The 22,576-nt window shown below is 38.5% G+C and carries 16 protein-coding genes; 4 read left to right on the top strand and 12 right to left on the bottom strand.

The window, feature by feature from the left end; all coding sequences use genetic code 11:
- Positions 1–7: 7 nt before the first annotated feature.
- The 6 genes from MM239_RS02635 to MM239_RS02610 are packed head-to-tail and all read right to left on the bottom strand — an operon-like array spanning position 8 to position 10,869.
- Positions 8–1,555: an alpha-N-arabinofuranosidase gene (locus MM239_RS02635; protein ID WP_317235598.1), complete on the bottom strand. Its 1,548-nt coding sequence runs from the start codon at positions 1,553–1,555 to the stop codon at positions 8–10.
- Positions 1,556–1,584: 29 nt separating this feature from the next.
- Positions 1,585–3,951 carry a glycoside hydrolase family 127 protein gene (locus MM239_RS02630; protein WP_241346363.1) on the bottom strand — a complete coding sequence of 789 codons (2,367 nt, stop codon included), beginning with the start codon at positions 3,949–3,951 and terminating at the stop codon, positions 1,585–1,587.
- Positions 3,952–3,998: 47 nt separating this feature from the next.
- Positions 3,999–5,009, bottom strand: a complete 1,011-nt coding sequence (locus MM239_RS02625) for an arabinan endo-1,5-alpha-L-arabinosidase (RefSeq protein ID WP_241346361.1) — start codon at positions 5,007–5,009, stop codon at positions 3,999–4,001.
- 59 nt (positions 5,010–5,068) lie between these two features.
- The gene (locus MM239_RS02620) at positions 5,069–5,758 is read right to left on the bottom strand and encodes a DUF3823 domain-containing protein (RefSeq protein ID WP_241346359.1); all 690 of its coding nucleotides are present in this window, start codon (positions 5,756–5,758) and stop codon (positions 5,069–5,071) included.
- 16 nt (positions 5,759–5,774) lie between these two features.
- On the bottom strand, positions 5,775–7,637 hold the full coding sequence (locus MM239_RS02615; RefSeq protein WP_241346357.1) for a RagB/SusD family nutrient uptake outer membrane protein: 1,863 nt from the start codon (positions 7,635–7,637) through the stop codon (positions 5,775–5,777).
- Between the two features lie 43 nt (positions 7,638–7,680).
- Positions 7,681–10,869 carry a SusC/RagA family TonB-linked outer membrane protein gene (locus tag MM239_RS02610; RefSeq protein ID WP_241346355.1) on the bottom strand — a complete coding sequence of 1,063 codons (3,189 nt, stop codon included), beginning with the start codon at positions 10,867–10,869 and terminating at the stop codon, positions 7,681–7,683.
- A 728-nt stretch (positions 10,870–11,597) separates the two neighbouring features.
- Between MM239_RS02610 and MM239_RS02605 the strand changes: the two genes are divergently transcribed.
- The 3 genes from MM239_RS02605 (at position 11,598) to araA (ending at position 16,056) form a co-directional block, all read left to right on the top strand.
- Positions 11,598–12,308, top strand: coding sequence for an NUDIX hydrolase (locus MM239_RS02605; RefSeq protein ID WP_241346354.1), 711 nt, complete (start codon positions 11,598–11,600; stop codon positions 12,306–12,308).
- A 342-nt stretch (positions 12,309–12,650) separates the two neighbouring features.
- A complete protein-coding gene (locus MM239_RS02600) occupies positions 12,651–14,525 on the top strand; it encodes a sodium/sugar symporter (RefSeq protein WP_241346351.1) in 1,875 nt (624 codons plus the stop codon).
- Positions 14,526–14,556: 31 nt separating this feature from the next.
- Positions 14,557–16,056 carry an L-arabinose isomerase gene (araA, locus tag MM239_RS02595; protein ID WP_241346350.1) on the top strand — a complete coding sequence of 500 codons (1,500 nt, stop codon included), beginning with the start codon at positions 14,557–14,559 and terminating at the stop codon, positions 16,054–16,056.
- A gap of 314 nt (positions 16,057–16,370) precedes the next feature.
- Here araA and MM239_RS02590 read toward each other — a convergent pair whose 3' ends face one another.
- The 6 genes from MM239_RS02590 to MM239_RS02565 form a co-directional block, all read right to left on the bottom strand.
- Positions 16,371–16,979 (bottom strand): alpha/beta hydrolase, encoded by a 609-nt coding sequence (locus MM239_RS02590; RefSeq protein WP_241346348.1) that lies wholly within the window; start codon positions 16,977–16,979, stop codon positions 16,371–16,373.
- Positions 16,972–17,922: a ring-cleaving dioxygenase gene (locus MM239_RS02585; protein ID WP_241346346.1), complete on the bottom strand. Its 951-nt coding sequence runs from the start codon at positions 17,920–17,922 to the stop codon at positions 16,972–16,974. The genes MM239_RS02590 and MM239_RS02585 overlap by 8 nt, the downstream gene beginning before the upstream one ends.
- A 115-nt stretch (positions 17,923–18,037) precedes the next feature.
- Positions 18,038–18,553, bottom strand: coding sequence for a YceI family protein (locus MM239_RS02580; RefSeq protein ID WP_241346345.1), 516 nt, complete (start codon positions 18,551–18,553; stop codon positions 18,038–18,040).
- 75 nt (positions 18,554–18,628) lie between these two features.
- The gene (locus tag MM239_RS02575) at positions 18,629–19,078 is read right to left on the bottom strand and encodes a MarR family winged helix-turn-helix transcriptional regulator (RefSeq protein ID WP_241346343.1); all 450 of its coding nucleotides are present in this window, start codon (positions 19,076–19,078) and stop codon (positions 18,629–18,631) included.
- A gap of 118 nt (positions 19,079–19,196) precedes the next feature.
- The gene (locus tag MM239_RS02570; protein WP_241346341.1) at positions 19,197–20,000 is read right to left on the bottom strand and encodes an alpha/beta fold hydrolase; all 804 of its coding nucleotides are present in this window, start codon (positions 19,998–20,000) and stop codon (positions 19,197–19,199) included.
- 92 nt (positions 20,001–20,092) lie between these two features.
- Positions 20,093–21,100, bottom strand: coding sequence for a DUF4407 domain-containing protein (locus tag MM239_RS02565; protein WP_241346339.1), 1,008 nt, complete (start codon positions 21,098–21,100; stop codon positions 20,093–20,095).
- A gap of 313 nt (positions 21,101–21,413) precedes the next feature.
- On the opposite strand from MM239_RS02565, the gene MM239_RS02560 reads away from it, so the two are divergent.
- Positions 21,414–22,574, top strand: coding sequence for a hypothetical protein (locus MM239_RS02560; protein ID WP_241346337.1), 1,161 nt, complete (start codon positions 21,414–21,416; stop codon positions 22,572–22,574).
- The last annotated feature ends 2 nt before the right edge of the window (positions 22,575–22,576 follow it).

Raw genomic sequence — 22,576 nt, 5'->3', positions numbered from 1 at the left:
ATAAGACTTACTTTACTCGAACCATCATTACAGCGTTTGCTGGAACAGCAATTTTCAAGTTATCCTTGCTCAATTTGAAATCTTTGAATTCAGCCTTTTTGACCACATCTTTGTGCTCGAATGTATTATGAGAATTTACAGCTGGTGCAGTGATGAATTGTGCAGTAACAGATTTTGCGTCAATGCCTCTTAGCACTACATCAAGATCAATCTTTTTGTCAGGATTAATATTGGCAATGCTGATATTGACTGTGCCATCTTCAGATCTTGAAGTAGAGACATGTAAAGCTTCCATTTTCTCTCTTCCGAAGCTAACTTCCTCACTTTTCAGATCATGTGAAAGCAAAGTCGCATCTTTGTGCGGCTTGTATAGGTCAAAGACATGGTACGTTGGGGTCAAAATCATGTCGGTTTCATTGGTTAAAATAACCGCTTGAAGGACGTTTACAGTCTGAGCAAGATTAGCCATATGAAGCCTTTCAGCGTGCTTGTTGAAAATATTCAGTGAAATGGCTGCCACTTGAGCATCTCTCATGGTGTTCTGCTGATACAAGAATCCAGGGTTAGTTCCTGGCTCCACTTGGAACCACGTTCCCCATTCGTCAAGGATGATACCTACCCTTTTGTTTGGATCATACTTATCCATGATCGTACTGTGTTTGGTAAGCAACTCATCTACTCTAGCTGCCTTTCTTAATGTTTCTAAGTATTCTTGCTTGTCAAACTCTGTGGCCTTGCCTTTATTTTCCCATGATCCAGCAATTGTATAATAATGAAGGGATAATCCATCCATCATGTTCAAAGGGATATTTTTCATCAAGACATCTGTCCAGTTCAGGTCCCAATCATTGGCACCACCTGCGATCTTATAAAGTTTAGATCCTTCATAATTTCTAGCAAAAGTGGCATACCTTCTGTATTCATTGGCATAGTACTCTGGTGTCATGTTTCCACCACAGCCCCAGCTTTCATTACCTACACCCCAGTACTTAATACCCCAAGGCTCTTCTTGTCCATTTTTTCTCCGAAGATCAGCCATCGGGCTTACACCATCGAAATTGATATATTCAATCCACTTTGACATTTCCTCTACTGATCCACTACCGACATTTCCTGTAATGTAAGGTTCAGTCCCGATCTTTTCTACAAAATTCATAAACTCATGGGTACCGAAGGAGTTATCCTCCGTCACACCACCCCAGTGTGTATTGACCATTTTTGGTCTATCTGCTGGATCACCTATACCGTCTGTCCAATGATATTCATCAGCAAAACATCCTCCCGGCCATCTCAAATTTGGGATTTCCAAGTCAATCAATGCTTGCATCACATCCTTTCGGTAACCATCTTCATTGGGAATATCAGAATCAGGGCCTACCCAAATCCCTCCATAAATACACCTTCCAAGATGCTCTGCAAAATGTCCGTAGATATGTTTATTGATCGTAACATTTCCTTGATCCGCATTGACGATCAACCTGTTTTGGGCATGAGCAAAAAATGATAAAAACATCACTGTGATGAGCATCATTCCTTTTAAGCTTTGTGTCTTCATTTATTTGTAATTAAAGGTTTATTATGTTCTTATTTAATTTTGCCTACGCTTTTTAGAACCCTGATAAAGTGTACAGGAGCTGTTTCTTCACCATCTACACTTTCAAATTTAACTTCCAAGGTGTCTTGATCTAGGCCAGAGATATCATAATCTTTATCTATAATCAAAGCCTCGTCTTTTGAGCTAATTTGCTCTTTGGCTATCACTTCCCCATTGACCAGCACATGGAAAGGCTTTCCACTCTGGACAGGAAGGTAGGTCACTCTGAGAGTAGCTCCTTCATTTGCTGGATTCTTAAGCGTGTATTGAAAAGAAGTAGAAGTACTTCTCCAGAAGCGACCGTCTATTTGCCCAGTCTTGCTACTTACATCTCGAAAATCATGCTCTGATTCAGGCTGCTGCTCACCCGCAGCCACCTTATCTAGTGTCATCCTTTCCAACCTTAGCATCAATTCATCCTTTGATTTCAAAGATTCCCTGAAACTTTCCACTTCTTCTACATCCAATATGGGCCAATATACTTGGTATCGACTATCATGTAATTCATAAAATGGCATCAAGTTCAAAGCTTCTTTTCTATTATGAAAGCTATTTTCAGCAAGTAAAAACCTAAACCCATCCGCTTGCTTTTGAGGCATTTCATTTAGCTCAACTTTGTTAAGAATATCAGTCTGATAGATTGGATGCATTCTACCACTTGCTACATGCCCCATTCGACTATCATCAGCAATAAGCCCCTTGAGTTCATCTGTCCCTGTTTCAGCCGCTAGCACAATGGGGCCGTGTACAAAAGAGCCCCAAGGTGATCCATCTGCCAAATATTCCACTTTGGTTTTCATAGGTAATAGCACTTGCACTTGATCCCCTTTTTTCCATTTGCGATTGAGCAGTACATACCCATCAGAAGCTAGTGTTATAGGCTGTTCTTTTCCATTAATTTTTACTTTAAGCGAACCTCTCTCAACCCAACTTGGATACCTGATCTTTAAATTGAAATCCTTTTTCCCTTTGTGATCAAATGTAAGGGTAGTTGACTCTTCGTATGGGAAATTTGTCTGCTGGATAAGCCTCACTCCTTTGTCAGACCAATTCAATTCTGAAGGAATAAATAAATTTACAAAAAGATCATTTTCTTGATTAGCATAGATCACTTGACCATACTTGGTGTGATTCTCTAGACCAGATCCCACGCAGCACCAAAAATTTTCATGAGGCTGAGAATATACCCTATAATGATTCGGCCTCATTGGGGTGAAATATACAAATCCACCATGCTCAGGATGCTGTGAAGAGAGAATATGATTGTACATAGCCCTTTCATAAAAATCTATATACTTTCTGTCTGGAGCACTTTCGAATAGTTTTTCGGACAGACGCATCATGTTGTATGTATTGCATGTTTCTGGTCCTTGATCCGAAGATAGCATCGGCGAAAAGTCATCAGTTCCATGGAAGTGTTCCCTTACACTGTTACCTCCTATAGAGATCGACCTTTGATTGGTGACATTTTCCCAAAAATATTCCGCAGCGTTATTCCATTCAGCAGATTCATCTAGTTGTGCAATACGCTGGAAGCCAATCACCTTTGGTATTTGTGTATTGGCATGCTTACCTGTCAATTGATCTTTACCTTGGGCTAAAGGATCCATGATCTCACGATGAGACATTTTCCTGGCCAAGACTAAATATCGCTGATCATTTGTGATTTCGGCAAGGTCAGCAAATACTTCGTTTAATCCTCCATGCTCGCTGATAAGTATTTCTTGAAATTGTTCATCTGAAAAATCCTTGGTCAACTCAGCAAACCAATCTGTGAGATCTACCAACATATCCTTCGCTTCATCAACTCCAGCTATCAAATAAGCGTCACGCAAGCCTGCGTATATTTTATGGATGTTGTAAAGTGGTACCCACCTATCATTTAGAGAAAATCCACCCGCTTTAATTTTACCTGCTCGGATCTCTTCCCATATTTTTTGACCATCCGGCACACCACCAAGATATCCATTACCGTTTTTGTCTTGAGCAAGTTTAAGCTGGGCTATCATGTAGTCAAGTCTTTCTTTAATTTCTACATCACCAGAGGATGCATACAACATGGCTAGTGCCGAAAGATAATGACCTCCAATGTGGCCATCCAGCCCTGTATTTTCCCAGTTGCCATAGTTCTCGGCTTCCCAAGTGACTCCTGCATCTTTCATGTAAGGAGCGAGAAGTCTATCTACATCCATTTCAAGGATGTATTTTTTATTTACCTCTTGAGCTTTTTTAAATGGGCTATCAAGGAGTTTGACTTTATCCAAAGGGAAGTAATGTAGCCGCTCTTTCTGAGCAAAGGCGAGCGTACTAACACAAAGCGAAAGTGAGAACATCACTAATTTGATACTTGAGGTCATTTTAGAGGTTTGTTTAATTTCAATTCTATCTATTAAATTTCTTCTAGTCATTCTTGAACTAAGCTCACTGAAGGCCATCCATCTTGATCCCAACTAATTTGCCTTATCAACAACTTGGAGCGACCATTATCTTTAGCTTCATATCCATGAAAGATTAAATAATCTTTCTCTTCAAAAGTTAAAGCTGCATTATGCCCTACTCCATACCATTTATCATCTCCCTCTACAACAAGACTGCCTCCACCATTTTGCATAGGTTCACCGTTTCGATCAAAGTATGGCCCTTGTACCTTATCTGATCTACCGACAACTATTTTATATGTACTTTCGGCTCCTTTACAGCAATAATCAAAAGATACAAAGAGGTAATAATACCCCTCTTTTTCAAATATAAATGGAGCCTCAATCGCCCCATCTCCGGGACTTCGATCATTCAGTTCATAGGTTCTTTTTCGTCTAGCAATGGTAAACCAATCATCTTTTCCATTTTGAACTGTTTTGAGGTCATCAGCCAACCTTACCATCTTCACTCCATCCCAAAATGACCCAAAACTCAACCAGGCAACACCTTCCCTATCTATCACTAAATTGGGATCGATAGCATTCCAATTGTCTCTACCAGGAACCGATTGGATTACCATACCAAGATCTTCCCATTCATAATCTGGAGAATTCTCATCTAGCGTGCTATTTTTAGCTAATCCAATAGCAGAAGTGTTCTTTCCGAATGCGGAAATGGAATAATATAGATAGTAGAAACCATTGTGATGAGATATGTCTGGTGCCCAAATATGATTTTTAAAGTCTGGAACTATTTTTTTCATCCAATCAGTTGCTTGTTCAAAAACTGGATTTTGACGAGTCCAAGTTTGCATATCTGAAGACTTCCACACGCTTATCCCTCTTCCTGTGGCAAATAAATAAAATGAATCCTTCTCCTGTATCATTACCGGATCGTGCACAGGTATTTGAATTGAATCTCTATATTGCCCATAAGCTCGAAGAGAAGCAACCAAAAGCATGATCGCAATAACAAAAGAAAGAAGACATTTATTCATATATTCTTTTACAAATTTCAAGGGCATGCCAAATGCATACCCTTGAATTATTTCTATAATTAGTTCAATTGTAATAGAAAAGGGAGACTATAAACCAACTCTTCAGTGCCAACATTTTTCACTCCCACCCTTACATGTATTTGACTCCTAGACCTGAGACCTGCAGGAATCTGCCCTCTTACGACAAACTGACCTTCTGGCTGAGCAAGATTTGCAGCTGTGATTTCGAAGGCCGCTTCGTTTCTGACCCTATCAGTGTGGTATGTAGTCCCCATATATAGACCGATAAGCTCAATGTTTGCATTTTGAAATGCTCTCTGCGCTTCAAAAGTAGCTGTAACCTCAGTCCCACTTAAGGAAAAGGATGCATTTGGAATAATGAAGTAAGGAGTAACTTCAAAGTCTACCACTGTATTCCCTCTCACAGTAACATGTAAAGTATCTGGATTATTGATCCAAGGACCGTTGTTATTAAGTTGAGTCATTTGGTATTCACCATCAAATAGCTTTGCAGAGAATGAACCGTCCGCCGCAACATGAACTGGGATTTTCTGAAACAATTCAAAACCTCGCTGCCAAAGCTCAAGTTCTACACCTGCACTCCTCACAGAAATAGGTTCTCCCTCAAAGACAACATTTCCAGTTAACATAGATTCTGGAGCATCAAAATTATCATACTCGCAACTTGTCATTCCGGCCAATGCAAATAAGCAAAGGATGAGGATATTTATTTTTTTTAGATTTTTCATGAGTTCAAAAGTGATTTTAGTGGAAAGGATTACGAACTAGTCTAGGATTAGCATCTACCAAATTGTTACCTATTAAGGAATAATAATTTCCCATTCTAAAGAATCTAGGAGCTATAAATCTAGGTGCTCTAATTCTTTCAAACACGTACTTTCCATCTTTCGAGGGATCATTTGGATGAATAACTCTATAAGGATAAAGAGCATACATCACTGCATCAGGGTTATTATTATTTCCATCCCATTTTTGATGTGCTATTCTCCATCTTTTATAATCCCATACTACATGGTCTTCAAAAGCCAACTCAACCCTTCTTTCATTTCTAATCCTATCAGTCGTTACATCACTTATCTCTAAGCTATTAGCACCAAATCCAGCTCTCTCTCTTAAGGCATTTAGATAATTCCTTGCTACATCTACCTGCCCAAGCTCAAATGCTGCTTCTGCTGCATTAAGATAGATCTCACCTAACCTAAACCTTACCCACCAAACAGTACTGAGTACACCCCTTGTACTTGATTGGGGTGCGTTATCTACATATTTACGGAGATAAAAACCAGTATTTGAAACTTCCTGAATATTTCGATGAGGTCCTGATTCACCTACCAGTAATCTTCCATCTTCAAACATCCCACCCAAATCATTTCCTTCTATTCTATCATATCCATTACCATTCCAGCGCAAAACACCCGCTTGCATTCTTATTTCATTCCCCCTAAATTGACTACCAGGATAAATCACAGTACCATAAAGTCTTGCATCTTTATTGGCAAAAACTTCTGTGACATCATCATAGTAGATGTAATCACTATCATCTGAAGTTCTCAAATTCAATTCCCCCGAGCTACCATCAAGGTATTCATAGTCCTCAACAAGGTTCAAGACAGGAGTTATGGCTGAGGAACCTAAATTATCCTCCCTTACTGATCTAGCAATATTATCATAAGTAAAGCCATGCCTTTTATCAGCGGACGCCAAGAAATCTTGTGCCCATAACACTTCTGGATTATCATTTTTATTGATAAATAATTCATAGAAATTTTCTCCCAAATCTGGGTTACTGCTGTAAAGTTGAAATACACCAGATTGGATGATTTCTTGAGATGCCTCTAGGGCTTTCGTATAATATTCATTGGCTCTTGAAGCTGAGATTCCCACTTCCCCTCCAGGCAAAGTAATTGGCGTTCCCATTTGGCTATTATAATTAGCCAAAGACCCAGCATAAAGCATCGCCCGACTTTTCAATGCAAGTGCTGTAAACTCATTTGCCCGAGTCCTGCTCCCCACATTACCTAATACCCCTCTAATTTCATCTATCTCATCAGCTATGAAATCATAAATTTCCTCTTCCATACTTCTTGGAACTTGAACGCCAGAAGGGTCACCACTGAAATCATAGATTAATTCATCAAGGACTAAAGGTACTCCTCCCATACGCTTGACATGTTCAAAATAAACATAAGCTCTAATAAATCGAAGCTCAGCTTCAAACTGTTCGATACGCTCTTCTGGCAAATTTGAGACTGTCCTTAGCTTATTCAAACTCAAATTGATGTCTCTTATTAAACCATAATCCCACAGTCCCCATCGATCAAAGCCATACTGTACAAAATTATTTAACCAATCATTCCCAGAATATCCTGACCAGATTGCTTCATCATATGCAGCCATATCTACCCATCCTGCTGTCAAACTTACATGGGCTGGAATCCTGTCATAAAAGTTGGAAATTGTCCCCAAAACCAAGTTCGCATCATTCCAAACTTGATCGTCCAACAGGATATTTGGTGGATTCCGCTCCAACCAATCATCTTGACAAGAAGCAAAGAATAGAACTATGCCTAGCGATAATATACTTATATATTTATTTATAGATTTCATGATTTTCAATTTAATGTGTGTCAAAAACTTGTCCCTTGATTAATTATAAAGTAAGGTTCAAACCAAGAGTATAGATCCTCTGCTGTGGATAGACTAATCCATTTGCAGAACCAATTTCTGGATCAATTCCAAAATTGCCCACATTATCTATAGAGAATAGATTTGTACCATTCACATAAACCCTCATTTGTTGTACAAAAAACTTATCCATGATAGTTTGAGGAAACTGATATCCGACTTCCAAATTCCTAAGTCTCATGTACCTTATATTTGTTTGCCAAAAAGTACTGTGTCTATTATAATTGACATTGCCAAAATCTCTCCTGATTGCAGGGTAATGTCCTGGTATCCACTCACTATTTGGATCAAAAGGATCTTCTCTATGCCATCTGTCTTCAAACATGAAGTCAGGAGAGTTCCCATTGTTTTGAAATGGATATCTTAATTCCCAATACCTATTAAAGGTTTGCATAGAACCACCAGCAAAATTAAATGCTAGATTAAACCCCTTGTATTTGAAGTTACCATTCAAACCATAACTAACATAAGGATTTGCTCCTTCTGCGTACCCTATTGGTCTTTCATCTAGGTGATTGATCACACCATCTCCATTTACATCTCTAAATATAAAGTCACCAGGCAACAAAGTTCTATTGCCTCTCCCATCAATATCCACAGGATAATTGTCTATTTGCTCTTGAGAAGTAAAACGTCCATCAATTTCATAACCCCAACGAATATTTTGCCACCTTCCTTCTACGTCACTTCTATACTGATTCCATGAGTTCGAAAACCTTGGCCTGTACCTATCTAGAATCATGGCTCTAGCAAAAGTTGCGTTTGCAGCAATTTCAAAATCGACTTTCCCCATTCTTCCATTAAAACCAACCATACCTTCGATGCCTTTCTGTACATCAGACTCTAAGTTTTCTGCGGGCAGACCATACCCTACCTCATTTGGAAGAAGCACATCATATCTTGCAGCTGGTAAGCCAGTTCTTTTTCTTGCAAAAGCATCAAACGAAGCATTGACCTTTCCCCTGAACAATGACATATCAATACCAATATTTTGGTTGGTATTTACTATCCAAGACAAAGTAGTGATCGGTAAGCCTCTAGGGTCGACTCCCTGAACCAATGAACCATCCAAAACTGCGCTACCACCTGCACCAGCTCTAAAATCATAACCTGCGAAATAACTGAACGGATTTACTAGAAAGGAATTGTTAAGCAATCTATCACTTCCCATTTGTCCTATTGATGCTCTAATCTTAAGGTTTTCCAACCAGTTCCCTTTCAATCCTTCCATAAATCGCTCATCAGAAAGTCTCCAACCTACCGACGCACTTGGAAAAAAACCAAACCTTGAACCCGGTGCAAATAAGAACGAGCCATCATACCTGGCAATAAGTTCAACAAGATACTTTTCTCTATAGTTATAGTTAAGTCTACCAAAATATCCTTCTCTTGCCTCTTCGAATATTTCATCAATCAACACATCCTGATCAGCAAAGGACATGATTGGAATATAATTATTAGGCGGAACTGTATGAACTACCATATAGTGCTGCTGATTGTCCCATCTTTCATACCCGAGTACTCCTTGAAGATTATGACCATTCCAACTTTTGTTATAATCTAATTGGAACTGTGCCACGCGCTCTTGAATATTCCTTTTCCTTCTTTCTCTCCATGGATTTTGATTACCCCATTCAGGCCTAGTTAGGTAAGTATCTGTTTCTTCATCATACCTATAAGCATCATAAGTATATTCAAAACCATCAAAATCTAAATTTGTAAAAGTATAACTGTAAGTACCCTTCGCCGTCAAACCAAAACCAAAATCATACTCTGCAAAGAAATTCCCCCTCATCGATCTCCACTCTTCGACATTAAATCCTGTAATATCCCTCCTGTAAGTGGCTGGATTCACGTTGATGTTATGAACGTCTGCATTCACATAATTAGGATTATCGTTTGCATAAGGTCTTTCGGTAGGCCACATAGCAAAAACACTTAAAAATGGATTGAAATAATCATCTAATCCTGGTACACCTGCAAAATCCCTAGTTTCTAATCGCCCACTGATCTGAGCTCCTACTGTAAGACCATCAGTTAAGCTCATTTCTATATTGGATTGGAAATTTGTTCTTCTAAAATTAAAGTCCTCTAAAAGTGCATCTTGATTTAGGTGATTTACCGAGAAAAAATACTTAACACCTTCACTACCCCCTGCTGCGCTCGCATTAAGATTGTACTGCGGCACATTCGGCCTCATGATAAAATCATAATAATCTGTACTTTGATAACCAGGCTCTTCACCCAACCTCCATCGCTCAAGCTCATCAGGAGTCCAACTAGTAGTCCCAGTCAGATTCACATCAGATTCCACTTGAGCTCTGACAAACTGGTATGCATTTGCTGGTCTTGGAAATCTGGTGAAATTTTGAGCACCATAGTAACTATTGATATTTATTTGAGGCTTAGTGTTCATCTTACCTCTCTTCGTAGTTACTATAACCACTCCATTTGCAGCCCTCATACCATAGATGGCAGCTGCACCATCTTTCAGGATTGAAATGCTTTCAATATCATTCTGACCAAGGTTATTAAACTGACCTGCCTCCGAAGGAATTCCATCAATTACATACAATGGCTGTCCCATATTCCTGATCTGTAAGCTTACTGAAGAACCAGGTCTAGCGTCACCTTGTCGAAAAGTAACACCTTGTACTCTACCTACTAGCGCTTCACCAGTGGTGACAGAAGGTGTAAGTGCCAAATCCTCCTTTCTCACCTCTCCTATAGCTCCAGTTACTGTTGCTTTAGTTTGAGTACCATATCCTACAACCACTACTTCTTCTAGGCTGCTCAAATCCTCCTCTAATGTAATATTGATCAGAGATCGCGAACCTACCTGTACTTCTTGGGATTTGTAACCCACAAAAGAAAATATCAACACTGAATTTTCGTCCGGAACATTTATGGTAAATGCCCCATCAATGTCTGTAGCTACTCCAATAGTAGTACCTTTGACTAAAACCGAAACCCCAGGGATCTGCTCTTGGTCAGTCCCAGACACCACCACGCCTCGCACAGTGACATCTCTCTTTTTTAGCTCAATTACATGGCTAGAATCATTGGAAGCATATGTGATAGTTGAATTAAATGTATTATTTACACCTAATGCAACTAGCATAGCTACCATACTTGGTAAACATTTGTAGTTCATAAAATTTAGGGTTTATTATGTGTTAACTATTACAAATTCAAGATCAAACAAATAGAAATAAAACTTATCTTACAGGTGCTTTACTTCCATTTTAAATTGGGAGTCAGGTTATCTACAAACTAACCTATTGATCCAAGTACGAATATTAGAGAATATTATCGAAACTCACAAATATTAATTGTCTTTTTTACACTATAAAAAATGATTGGTCATTTTAATCAAAAAATCCTATCAAAACATCTTATTATTACCAAAAAAAAAGCAAGCCAGATAACTGACTTGCTTTTCGAATTATAGGCTTGAGATTATTTTGAAGGGGAAAACGCCCCTATTTCTTATGGTAAAAGTAAGAAAGGCAAGGTTTCTGGCAATTTGCCAGAAACCCGCTTTTACAAAACTACTTACCCTATTAATATCTATTTAAACAAAGGTAATCTCCTAACATACACCACTTTAAACTTACAATATACTTTAAACAAACTGAATATTGTTAGATTTACATCACCTTTTAGAATCGAATATTAAAGAATAAATTATAAACACACAAATTATTAACTGTATTTTTTACACTATACCACAACACTACCTATTGATCTATTAATGTTTCTAAAAAAATCTAATTCAAGGCACACCTTATTAGATTAAGTGTCATCCTTGGATTTATATCCAAAATTTGTCTATATTTCAATCTGAATACAACCCTAGGAAATCTTTATACTCGAACTTTTATGAAATATTCTAGCCAAACCAGGCTCCTTGTAGCTGTAGATTGTGTGATATTTGGATTTGATGGAACTGACTATAAGCTTCTGCTTATCCAAAGAGGGTTTGCTCCAGAAAAGGAAAAATGGAGCCTTATGGGTGGCTTTATTCAACCAAACGAGTCTGCTGACGAAGCGGCATCAAGAATATTGGAACAACTTACGGGGCTAACAGAAGTCTATATGGAGCAGATTCAGGCGTTCAGCACTCCAGAAAGAGACCCTATTGAGCGGGTGATTGCTTTGCCTTACGTTGCCCTAATTGACATAGAAAAATATAAGACGCAAATCAATGATGATTTTCATGCAAGGTGGTACAATATCAAGTCCCTCCCCAATATGATCTTTGATCATAAAGAAATGGTGGAACTTGCTTTGAACAAACTAAGATATAAGGCAGCCTTTCACCCAATACTTTTCGAACTTTTACCAGAAAAATTCACGCTTCCCCAACTACAAGCCATGTACGAGGGACTGTACGACACCAAAATTGACAAAAGGAATTTCACCAGAAAAGTACTTTCTACCAACCTGCTGAAGAAAGAGAATGAAAAAGATAAATCAAGCTCTAAAAAAGGAGCTTTTTACTATTCCCTTGATGAGGAGCACTATAAAGAGAACTTCACCAATATACACAACTTCATTCCTAGAAATGAAATCCCTGTGGGTAATGAATGAACCTAAGGCAATTTTGAAGAAAATTTCAGACCCATTGAATCTCAAGCCATTAAATTTAAAAAACAACTGAACGATAAAAAGTCAATAGAATTGGTAATGATAAAGGATGGCTAATAATCCTAATTTATCTATTTCTCATGGATATTCTAGCATTCTAGGAACATCCATAATAAACAAAAAGCAACAAAACCATAAAGCTTAAAAAACACTCCTTAATTAAGAGTTACACTGCAGAATCATATTATTAAAACTCTATAGTGTTTTAGTGACACTTAATTATTTTTATTTCTGGGAATTAATGTGTAAGATTGACATTTAAAACCATTAGACCCATCAAACCATATGGAAGCAGGATTTTCTACCCTGGATTATGTAGTATTTGCGATCTATGCTGTAGTGATAGTCGCAGTTGGACTCTGGGTATCCCGGTCCAAAAAAGGAGTTCAAAAGACAGCACAAGAATACTTCTTGGCTGACAAATCACTTACTTGGTGGGCAGTAGGTGCCTCATTAATTGCTGCCAATATCTCCGCAGAGCATTTTATAGGCACCTCAGGATCTGGCTTCGCCATTGGTCTTGGAATCGCAGCTTATGAATGGATTGCCGCCATTACCTTAATTGTAGTAGCTAAATATTTCCTGCCTGTTTTCCTAAAAAATGGCATTTACACCATGCCACAATTTTTACAATCACGCTTCGATAAGCGAGTTAGTACAGCCTTCGCTGTTTTCTGGTTGTTGGTTTATGTTTTTGTAAATCTTACATCTGTAAGTTATCTAGGCGCTCTAGCCTTAGAAAAAATCATGGGAGTTCCTTTACAATATGGAATTATTGGACTGCTGATCTTTTCAGGCATCTACTCCATTTACGGCGGTCTTGAAGCTGTTGCATGGACAGATGTAGTCCAAGTGATCGTTTTAATTGCTGGTGGGTTAGTGACTACTTTCCTTGCCTTAGATGCAGTTGGAGACGGTGCAGGAGTCTTTGCAGGGATGGCCAATCTTTATGAAGGCGCAAGAGAACACTTTGTAATGATTATTCCAAGAGGGGAAATCATGATTCCAGATGGTACTGGAGGACTTAAGGATGCTTTTCAGGACTTACCTGGCATAGCTGTAATCCTTGGAGGTATGTGGCTCACCAATATTGGCTACTGGGGCTTCAATCAGTATATAATTCAAAAAGGACTTGCTGCCAAAAGTATTGAAGATGCTAAGAGAGGTTTAATTTTTGCTGGCTACTTGAAGATACTTATTCCTCTATTGGTTGTGATCCCAGGTATTGCCGCATGGGTTTTGATCAACAAATCTACTCCTGAAGAATTGTCAGTAATGCTAAATGTTCCTTTTGAGCAAATCGGTACCATTGATAAATCTGATGAAGCTTACCCATGGCTTTTGAAGAATTTTGTTCCAGCAGGAATCAGAGGACTAGCCTTTGCTGCTTTAGCTGCCGCAATCGTATCATCTTTGGCATCTATGATCAACAGTACCTCCACCATATTCACCATGGATATCTATAAGGTATACTTCAAACCAGACGCATCAAACAATCAATTGGTAAGATCCGGAAGATTAGTAGCAATTGTCGCTTTAGGTATAGCCATGCTTGTAGCTCCACAGCTAGCATCTTTAGACCAAGTGTTCCAATATATCCAAGAGTACACAGGGTATATTTACCCAGGCGTGGTTGCTGTCTTCTGTATGGGACTCTTCTGGAGGCAAATCACTGGAAACGCGGCCCTATGGACAGCTATAGCTACGATACCAGCTGGCATAGTATTCAAGGTAATTTATCCTGATATGCCATTTATTTTAAGAATGGGATATGTATTTATTATCCTATTACTTATCGCTTCTTTGATAAGCTTTGCAGAGAAAAAAACCTATCAAAATCCAGGTTACAAAGCAGATGGAAGAGGAAGTACCACCTTGAATGCAGGATATTTCTTCATGCTACTCGGTATAATCATGGCAATCGTAGGTATCGTTCAATTCAATACTTGGGCGTCAATAGGAATAGAATCTGCTTTCATGATGTCAGCAATGCTACTGATGCTAGGAGTAATACTTTACACCAATGTCAAAATGAAAACAGCAGATCCAAAGTCACTTACAGTAGATCCTAAACTCTATAACACTGCCACTCCTTTTAACCTTGGTGCAGCAGGCATCATTCTTATAGTAGTGTTACTCTACTATTTCTTCTGGATGTAATTAAAATAATGAATAATAATAAAATAGAAACATGACTAACCTCAAACAAAATGAGGTTTGGTTTCTCACAGGAAGCCAACACCTATATGGAGAAGAAACGCTTCGCCAAGTAGCAGAGCACTCTCAAATCATTGCAAAAGAACTTAATCAAGCTGAAGAAATCAGTGTAAGTATAATCTTCAAGCCAACTGTAAAGACTACAGAGGAGATATATGCGATATGTCAAGAGGCAAATCAGAGCAAAAATTGTATTGGTGTAATTGCTTGGATGCACACTTTCTCTCCAGCAAAAATGTGGATCAATGGATTGAAAATTCTTCAAAAACCCATGCTTCACCTCCACACACAATTCAATCGAGACATTCCATGGGAAAGCATCGATATGGATTTCATGAACCTCAACCAAAGTGCTCACGGAGACAGGGAGTTTGGCTTTATCGTGTCTAGAATGAAGATTGAGCGCAAAGTTGTCGTAGGACACTGGCAAGACCCACAAGTAAAGTCACAAATTGACACATGGGCAAGAGCTGCATCAGGATGGAATGACTGGCAAGGAGCCAAGTTTGCAAGATTCGGTGACAACATGAGAAATGTAGCTGTGACTGAAGGAGACAAAGTGGAAGCTGAATTAAAATTTGGCTTTGCTGTCAATACTTTTGCAGTGGGTGATTTGGTTGAGCGAATCAATGCGGCTACTGACGCTGAAGTAAATGCCCTAATCGAGGAATATGAATCAAGTTATACTTTGGCAGATAACTTGAAAGCCAACGGAGCAAAAAGAGCTTCACTTATCGATGCTGCACAAATCGAAATTGGAATGCGCAATTTCTTAAAGGATGGTGGCTTCAAAGGCTTCACCAATACCTTTGAGGACTTACATGGCATGAAGCAACTTCCTGGAATTGCTACCCAAAGACTGATGGCTGAAGGATTTGGCTATGCTGGAGAAGGTGACTGGAAGACAGCCGCTTTGGTGAGAGCTATGAAGGTAATGGGTACAGGCCTTGAAGGGGGAAATGCATTCATGGAAGATTACACCTACCATTTTGACCCAAGCAATAGCATGGTACTTGGTGCACACATGTTAGAAGTAGATCCCGTTTTGGCAAGTGGAAAACCAACTTGTGAGGTTCATCCCCTCGGAATCGGTGGAAAAGAAGATCCTGTGAGATTGGTATTCAATGGCAAAGCTGGAGCGTCACTCAATGCATCCCTTGTAGACATGGGAAATAGATTCAGGCTAGTAGTCAATGAAGTAGAAGCTGTGGAAGTTCCTCATGCTTTGCCAAAACTTCCTGTAGCAAGGGTAATGTGGAAACCACTACCAGATATGAATACAGGCTGTGCAGGCTGGATTTATGCCGGAGGAGCACACCATACCTGCTTTAGCCAAAGCTTGACTTCGGAGCATTTGACCGACTTTGCAAAAATTGCTGGTATAGAAAATATCATTATCGATAAAGACACCAACCTTAGACAACTCCAAAATGAAATCAAATGGAGTGACACTTTTCATAAGCTAGGTCTTTAAGCTGATAAAGCTCTAGTAAAGAATAAAGGAGATTGGCGTAGTCCAATCTCCTTTGTATTTCCGAACACTACTTGGCATGTGTCTTCACAAGCCTATTTTTAATGAATTATCTCCTCCTTGGTTTGTGTCCTCACAAACCCATTTTTAATAAATATCAAGATTTAATAGGTGAAAAGTTCTGTGAGGACATAGAATTTGGAGGATTGAAAGTGGGGGAATACAAAAAACTTGGGGAAGAACATAATGCTTAATCATAAAAAAAAAGCCAGTGAAACCACCAGCCCTTTTCAATCAGAAACAAACTATATTAAAGTCTATAAGATGTGGGAATTCACCCAATCGATTTCTTCTTCTCTTATCGTGTGTTCAGGGTCTGGAAATATCAAGGTTTTTATTTTTCCATGCATTTTCTCTAATACCTCTACTGAAGCTTTGATCCTTTCCAATGGCACATGCATATCCTGCTGGCTAGAACCGATAAAAATCGGTGTGCCATCGAAGTCGCCCAGGTATTTGGATGTGTCTAGCTTTTCACCTATCAATCCCCCTGTAAAAGCCACTACTCCTCCATATTTCTTGGCATTTCTCGCCACGTACTCCAATGAAAGACAAGCACCTTGGGAAAACCCAATGAAGTAAATCTGAGTGGACGAGTATCCTTGCTTCAAAACATCATGAACGATACTTTCAATCTTATCTAGCGCTTGGCTCAAAGAGGGCTCATTGCTTTGATCTGGAGCCATAAAGCTGTAAGGATACCAAGTATTACCATAAGCTTCAGGAGCTATCAGCGTAAAATTATCCAACTTAAGGTATCGCTGCAAGCTTAGGATACTTGATGCTGAAGCACCTCTTCCATGAATCATTATAGCGACGTTTTCACTTTCTCCTAATGGCAATCCTACAATGCTTATATCACTCATATGAACTTGTATTTAGTTGTATCTTCGGAAGGTTTGCTGTAATCTGATCCCTATGAGGCTCAGCCCATTCTGGTAATTTTAGCAATTCACCTAAATGTGTTTCATCCTCATCTATAGCAAATCCAGGCTCGTCAGTTGCAATTTCGAACAAGACTCCTCCAGGCTCACGGAAATATACAGATGTGAAATAATTCCGATCCTTCACCTCAGTGACATGATAGCCATTGTTCATTAACAATTTCTGTACTTCCAACTGACTCTCGCTGTTTGCTGTTCGGAAAGCAATATGATGTACTGAGCCTGCACTTTGAACACCTTGTCTCCCTGAAGGACTTAATACTATGTCAACGATATCCCCAGCCTTTCCTTGTGTGCCATAGCGAAATCTTCCATCCTCTTCTGCAATAAACTTATAATCCATGAACTGGGTTAGCAATTTCTCAGTAAGCTCCTTTGCTTTCAAGTTGAGGGTGGCACCGTAGAAACCTCTGATCACATAAGCCTCTGGTACAGATCCACCAATCCAACCTTTACGATCATCCTTATCAGTAGCTATAAGCTCTATTCCCATCCCATCATGATCTTCGAACCTAATCAGCTTCTCACCAAATCTAGTCAACTCATCTGAAGTGGGCACACCAAATTTTTTCAATCTATCTTTCCAGTAAGCCAGCGCATCAATAGGAACCGAAAATGCCGTATAGGTAAGCTCACCAGTTCCCTTAGAGCCTTTGCGAGCTCCGTCAAATGGAAATGTGGTAAATACAGTACCTGGAGTTCCTAAGGTATCCCCAAAGTAAAAATGATAAACATCAGGTGCATCAAAGTTGATCGTCTTTTTGACCAACCTCAAACCTAAGACTCCAGTATAGAAATCTACGTTTTTTTGTGCATTACCTGCGATTGCAGTGATGTGATGAATACCAGTGATTAAGGCTGCCATATTGATTGGGATTTATTATTTTAAGTAAGGCTGAAACAGAATTGTTTCAGCCTTTTGATTATTTTTTTTGAATTAAGCGATAGACTCATTAGGAAGTTTAATATCCCAATGCGAATTACTGCTTCACCAACTGCACACTCAAGATAAGCTTAACTGAATCAGATACTACAACAGAACCTGCTTCAGTTACCGCATTCCATTTCAAGTTAAAATCCTTTCTGCTGATTTTCCCTTCTATCTCAAATCCTGCCTTGGTATTACCATATGGATCTTCAGCTACTCCACCGAAGTCAACATCTAGTTCTATGGCTTTGGTAACTTCTCTGATGCTTAGGTCACCTTTCAATTTACCCCCACTCACTACACCTTCAAATGAAAGTTTAGGGTATGCCTCTGCATTGAAGAAATCATCAGATTTTAGGTGCCCATCTCTATCAGATTGATTGGTATCAATACTGTCAATGTCAGCTGTGAAGTTTACCTTAGCACCTTCAAAATCGTCTGAAGTAGATTCCGCACTTCCTTCGAATTTTCTAAAGTAACCTGTAACAGTCGAGATTACTAAGTGTTTTACTTTGAATGAAACTTCTGAATGTGTAGGGTCAATTGACCATTTAGTTAAATTGCTCATGATTTTTATTTATTAAGTGATTCAAAATTATTTGTCTTTACAATTTATGTATATACATTTATCAGTCTAAATATTTTAGCCTCTGAATTTATCCAACAATTCATTTAGCTGAATTGTTTCTTCTTCAGTAAGGTTAACGACGGATTTATTGAAAGCATACACAGACTCTTCCAGTTGATTTAGGATATCAAGACCACTAGCTGTTATTACTATATCAACTTGACGTCTATCAGAAGGACATTCCTCTCTTACTACATAGCCCTTTTGCTTAAGCTTCTCAACCAATCTCGAAGCATTCGACATTTTGTTTAGCATCCTATCTTGAATAGATGAGACAGTGATAGGTTTACCTTGTTGGCCTCTTAATATCCTCATCACATTGTATTGCTCTGGAGAAAGACCATATGGCTTAAACAAAGCACTTTGTTTGGTCACAAAGTAACTGTGGGTGTAAAGCAAGTTTACTACTACTTTATTGTATGGGTCTTTGAAAGCCTTCTGTTTGATCTCATCTTCTATTCTCATCGAATTAACTTAAATTGTATATAATGTATATACATGCAAATGTAATAAAATGTTCCATGATTCGAAAATAAATTTACAAACCCCTTATTTTCAACACAATAATAATGTATCAGTAAAACTACCTGAAGTTACTAAGCCATTCCAAAAGTAGTTTATTCACCTCATGGGGTTTCTCTATGGTACTAGAATGCCCCGCTCCTGGCAACATATGCAGCGTAGCATTAGGGATAGACATTTGAATAAACTTCGCCTTTTCAGGTTTAGTGGCCATATCTTCATCTCCAGCCATGATCATAGTTGGTGATTTGATCAACCTGATTTCTTCTTCAATACCCCTCCTATTCATCACTGCGTCAACAGACCTGGTAATTGATTTTTTATTTGATTTGAGCGCTTTATACCAAGCTTTATAGTCAGCTTTGTTCTTGGGGTTTTCTAACCAACTTTGAGCAAACAAAATTTTCATCACCTCTTGTGCCACTACAGGCATTACACCAAACCACTTTACCATTCCGTTAAGCACTTTATACTTAGGAATATTCTCAACTGGTTCAGCATTGGCTGAGGTCTCTATAAGCACTAGGCTTTTGATCAGTTCTGGATACCGTGCTGCAAGTCTCATTCCGACAAAACCACCCATAGATAATCCTACGAAATGAACAGGCTTCCCCACCAACTCTTGAATCAAGACTCTTGCATCTTCAGTTAGATCATCAATATCAAATGCTTCTTTGGATATTGTCGACTGACCTTGACCACGATGATCAAATGCAATCACCCGGTAGTTATTTTTCAATACCTCTACTTGCTTGTCAAACACCTTGTGGCTCCACAAAAGTCCATGTGACAAAACTACAGTATACTTACCTTCACCTGAATCGGTATAAAATATTTCAACTTGATTGACTTTTAAAGAAGGCATGTTGGATGAATTAAGCACTCAAGATAGGACTTCAGTGATATAAATCCAAAACATCAAAAAAAGTTGAGTCTATTTGAAAAAATTCTGAATAATTAGCATTTCCCCAATCTTAACTCACTCTCACGTACTAGCAATGTCGTTTTTTCATCGACATAGACTTCTACTTTTTTCTCAGCTAAAGATAGTAACCGATCATAAGGTCCTCTAGGCGAGATCAATTTTACAAAAATTGGAGCTGTCTCAACAGCTATGAAAAGTAAAATTATCATCAAGTTAGCCAGTTTCACAGATTGACTTTGCCCACTTATCGTAGCCAATGCATCGATTCGTGCAGCCATTCCATCAAATCCATCAATTTGTGGTTGAACTTTAGAAAACTCTTCTTCTTTTGCTTTGGTCAAATCTGCCAATCTCTCGTCAATCTTATCGATTCTTGCTTGATGATCCACTTGTAATTGATCTAAGGTTCTTTGGGCTGCATCTAATTGTTGTTCCTTTTTCTTGGCATTTGTCCCCAATCCCACTATCCCTGAGCTACCACTTGTTTTTACACCAAATCTTTCTTGATCATAAGCTTCTTGCAACTGATCCCTATAAAGTCTCGCTCCATCAATCTCAGACTTCAAGCTGTCCTTTTGAACTTCAAGTTGCTCAACCTCTGGAAAACCAGCTGCTATCCTCTCCTTGCTTTCTGCAAGCATTTCAATTTTCTTTTTATCAAGCTCTCTATTGATTTCTCTTTCAAAAATTTTCAACTCTAATGGTTTCGAGATCACAAGAGCTAAAATAACCGCCATCACAAGTCGTGGAACTGCCATTTTCCACTCATTGGACACCTTACCTTCTTTTCTCATACTTGAAACGATAAACCTATCCAGATTAAAAATCATTAATCCCCAAAGCAACCCAAATCCTACAGCATACCAAATGGACTGAAAAACTGTAAATAGCGCATAACCTGCAGACAAAGAAGCCAGAATTCCTGTAAAAAATATCGTACCGCCTATTCCTACATATTTGCTAGCGTCAGTCGGTGCCTTTTTGAGCAAAGTAAAATTCGCCCCAGAGCAAAACCACAGGAATCTTGTAAGGTAGTTCATTACGTATTTTCTTAAAATAAATGATTAAAGTGAAATGATAATATCAAGCCAAACAAAGTCAATTCAAAAATTTCTTGAAAAAAAATGTGACCAAAGCCAAAAATCTGTGTCCAATTAATGAAAATCTGTTTTGAAAAACTGAAAATAGCTTAACATCCCTGCGCTTTAAAATTAAATTAGTGTACAGATTTAATCTATTCCGAACACTTAACTGTCCGTTTTTGAAAACATTTAACAATCAACTAAAAGCTATTAAATCATAGGACTTGCCATTTGGTCTCTATTTTATTTTCATTTTCCAAAATTCAATTTTATGAAAAAACTGGTATTACTAACACTATTAATTGGCTTCATCTCATCTAGTCAAGCACAAATCAGGTCCGTCGCCTTTGACGTAGTCACGAATCAAATCAACTCTGGAGTAGCACTACCTGCAGAAGAACCTTTTTACATCAAAGGTGCTCTACCTAGAGACATTGAATATGTAAAAGTGAAAGTCAATCGTCTTGGTAAAGGGCTAAAACAAGCAGAGGTTTATGAATGGAAAAGAGCTTTTAACTACGAAGTAAATCAATATGAATTGTTTATTGGTGAGCCTCTGAAGAGTAATACAAATTATGATTTTGAATTCGCGTTTTACCAGAGAGCTAGTGTAGACCAAATGACTGAAATCAAAGAAGCTATATCAAAAAACTTATCTTCATACATCAGGGCAAATTTTGAAGTAACAGCAAGTGGAATCAGATCTTCCAACAGTGATCAAGTAATGATTGCACAAATGAATCAGATCGTAGAAAATGGTCTGGAAGATTACAGGCATTTTCTAGGTAGAGATTTCGCTGGATTTTCTGACTTGGTCAGACAAAAACTAGCTCAAAGAAACAAATTGAAACTAAGAAGAGCAAGATTCAATATCTTGGGCAAAAACAAGGAAGATAATGACAAAGCTACTTATGCGAACAAATACATTATTGAATTGGAAGAAAGTGTTGAAAATGAGCTTGGTCAATACTTATCTCGTAGCTTAATGTCTCTAGTAGATATCAGGAACATCAGCTCATACCCTACAGAAAAAAAGCCTGGTGTTTTACCTCTTAACTTTGGATATGGTGCTTTTGCAGTTAAAAGACACCTCAGCTCTACTGAATACTTCAATGGCCCATACGTAGGATTATCATTACCCCTTGGGAACAAGACTTTCAAAAGATTTTTAGGAAATGCCTCTTTCTCAACTGGAGTATTTCTACAAAACTTCAACGCAAGTACTGGGGAAAGCATATCAGGACCTATTGTAAACCTCCCGATATATGCAGGACTTGGGTATAAAATGTTTAATGTAATGAGGTTTAATGCTGGTGCTGTTCTTATTAACATGGAAGATTCTAACATGAACACGCGAACAGATTATCTTCAGCCTTATGTAGGTATGAGTTTAGAACTCAATCTTTGGTTAGGTTTTAACAACAGGAGGTAATC

This window comes from Belliella filtrata, from assembly GCF_022549775.1.
Classification (GTDB): domain Bacteria; phylum Bacteroidota; class Bacteroidia; order Cytophagales; family Cyclobacteriaceae; genus Belliella; species Belliella filtrata.
This window is presented reverse-complemented; position numbering and strand designations above follow the sequence as displayed.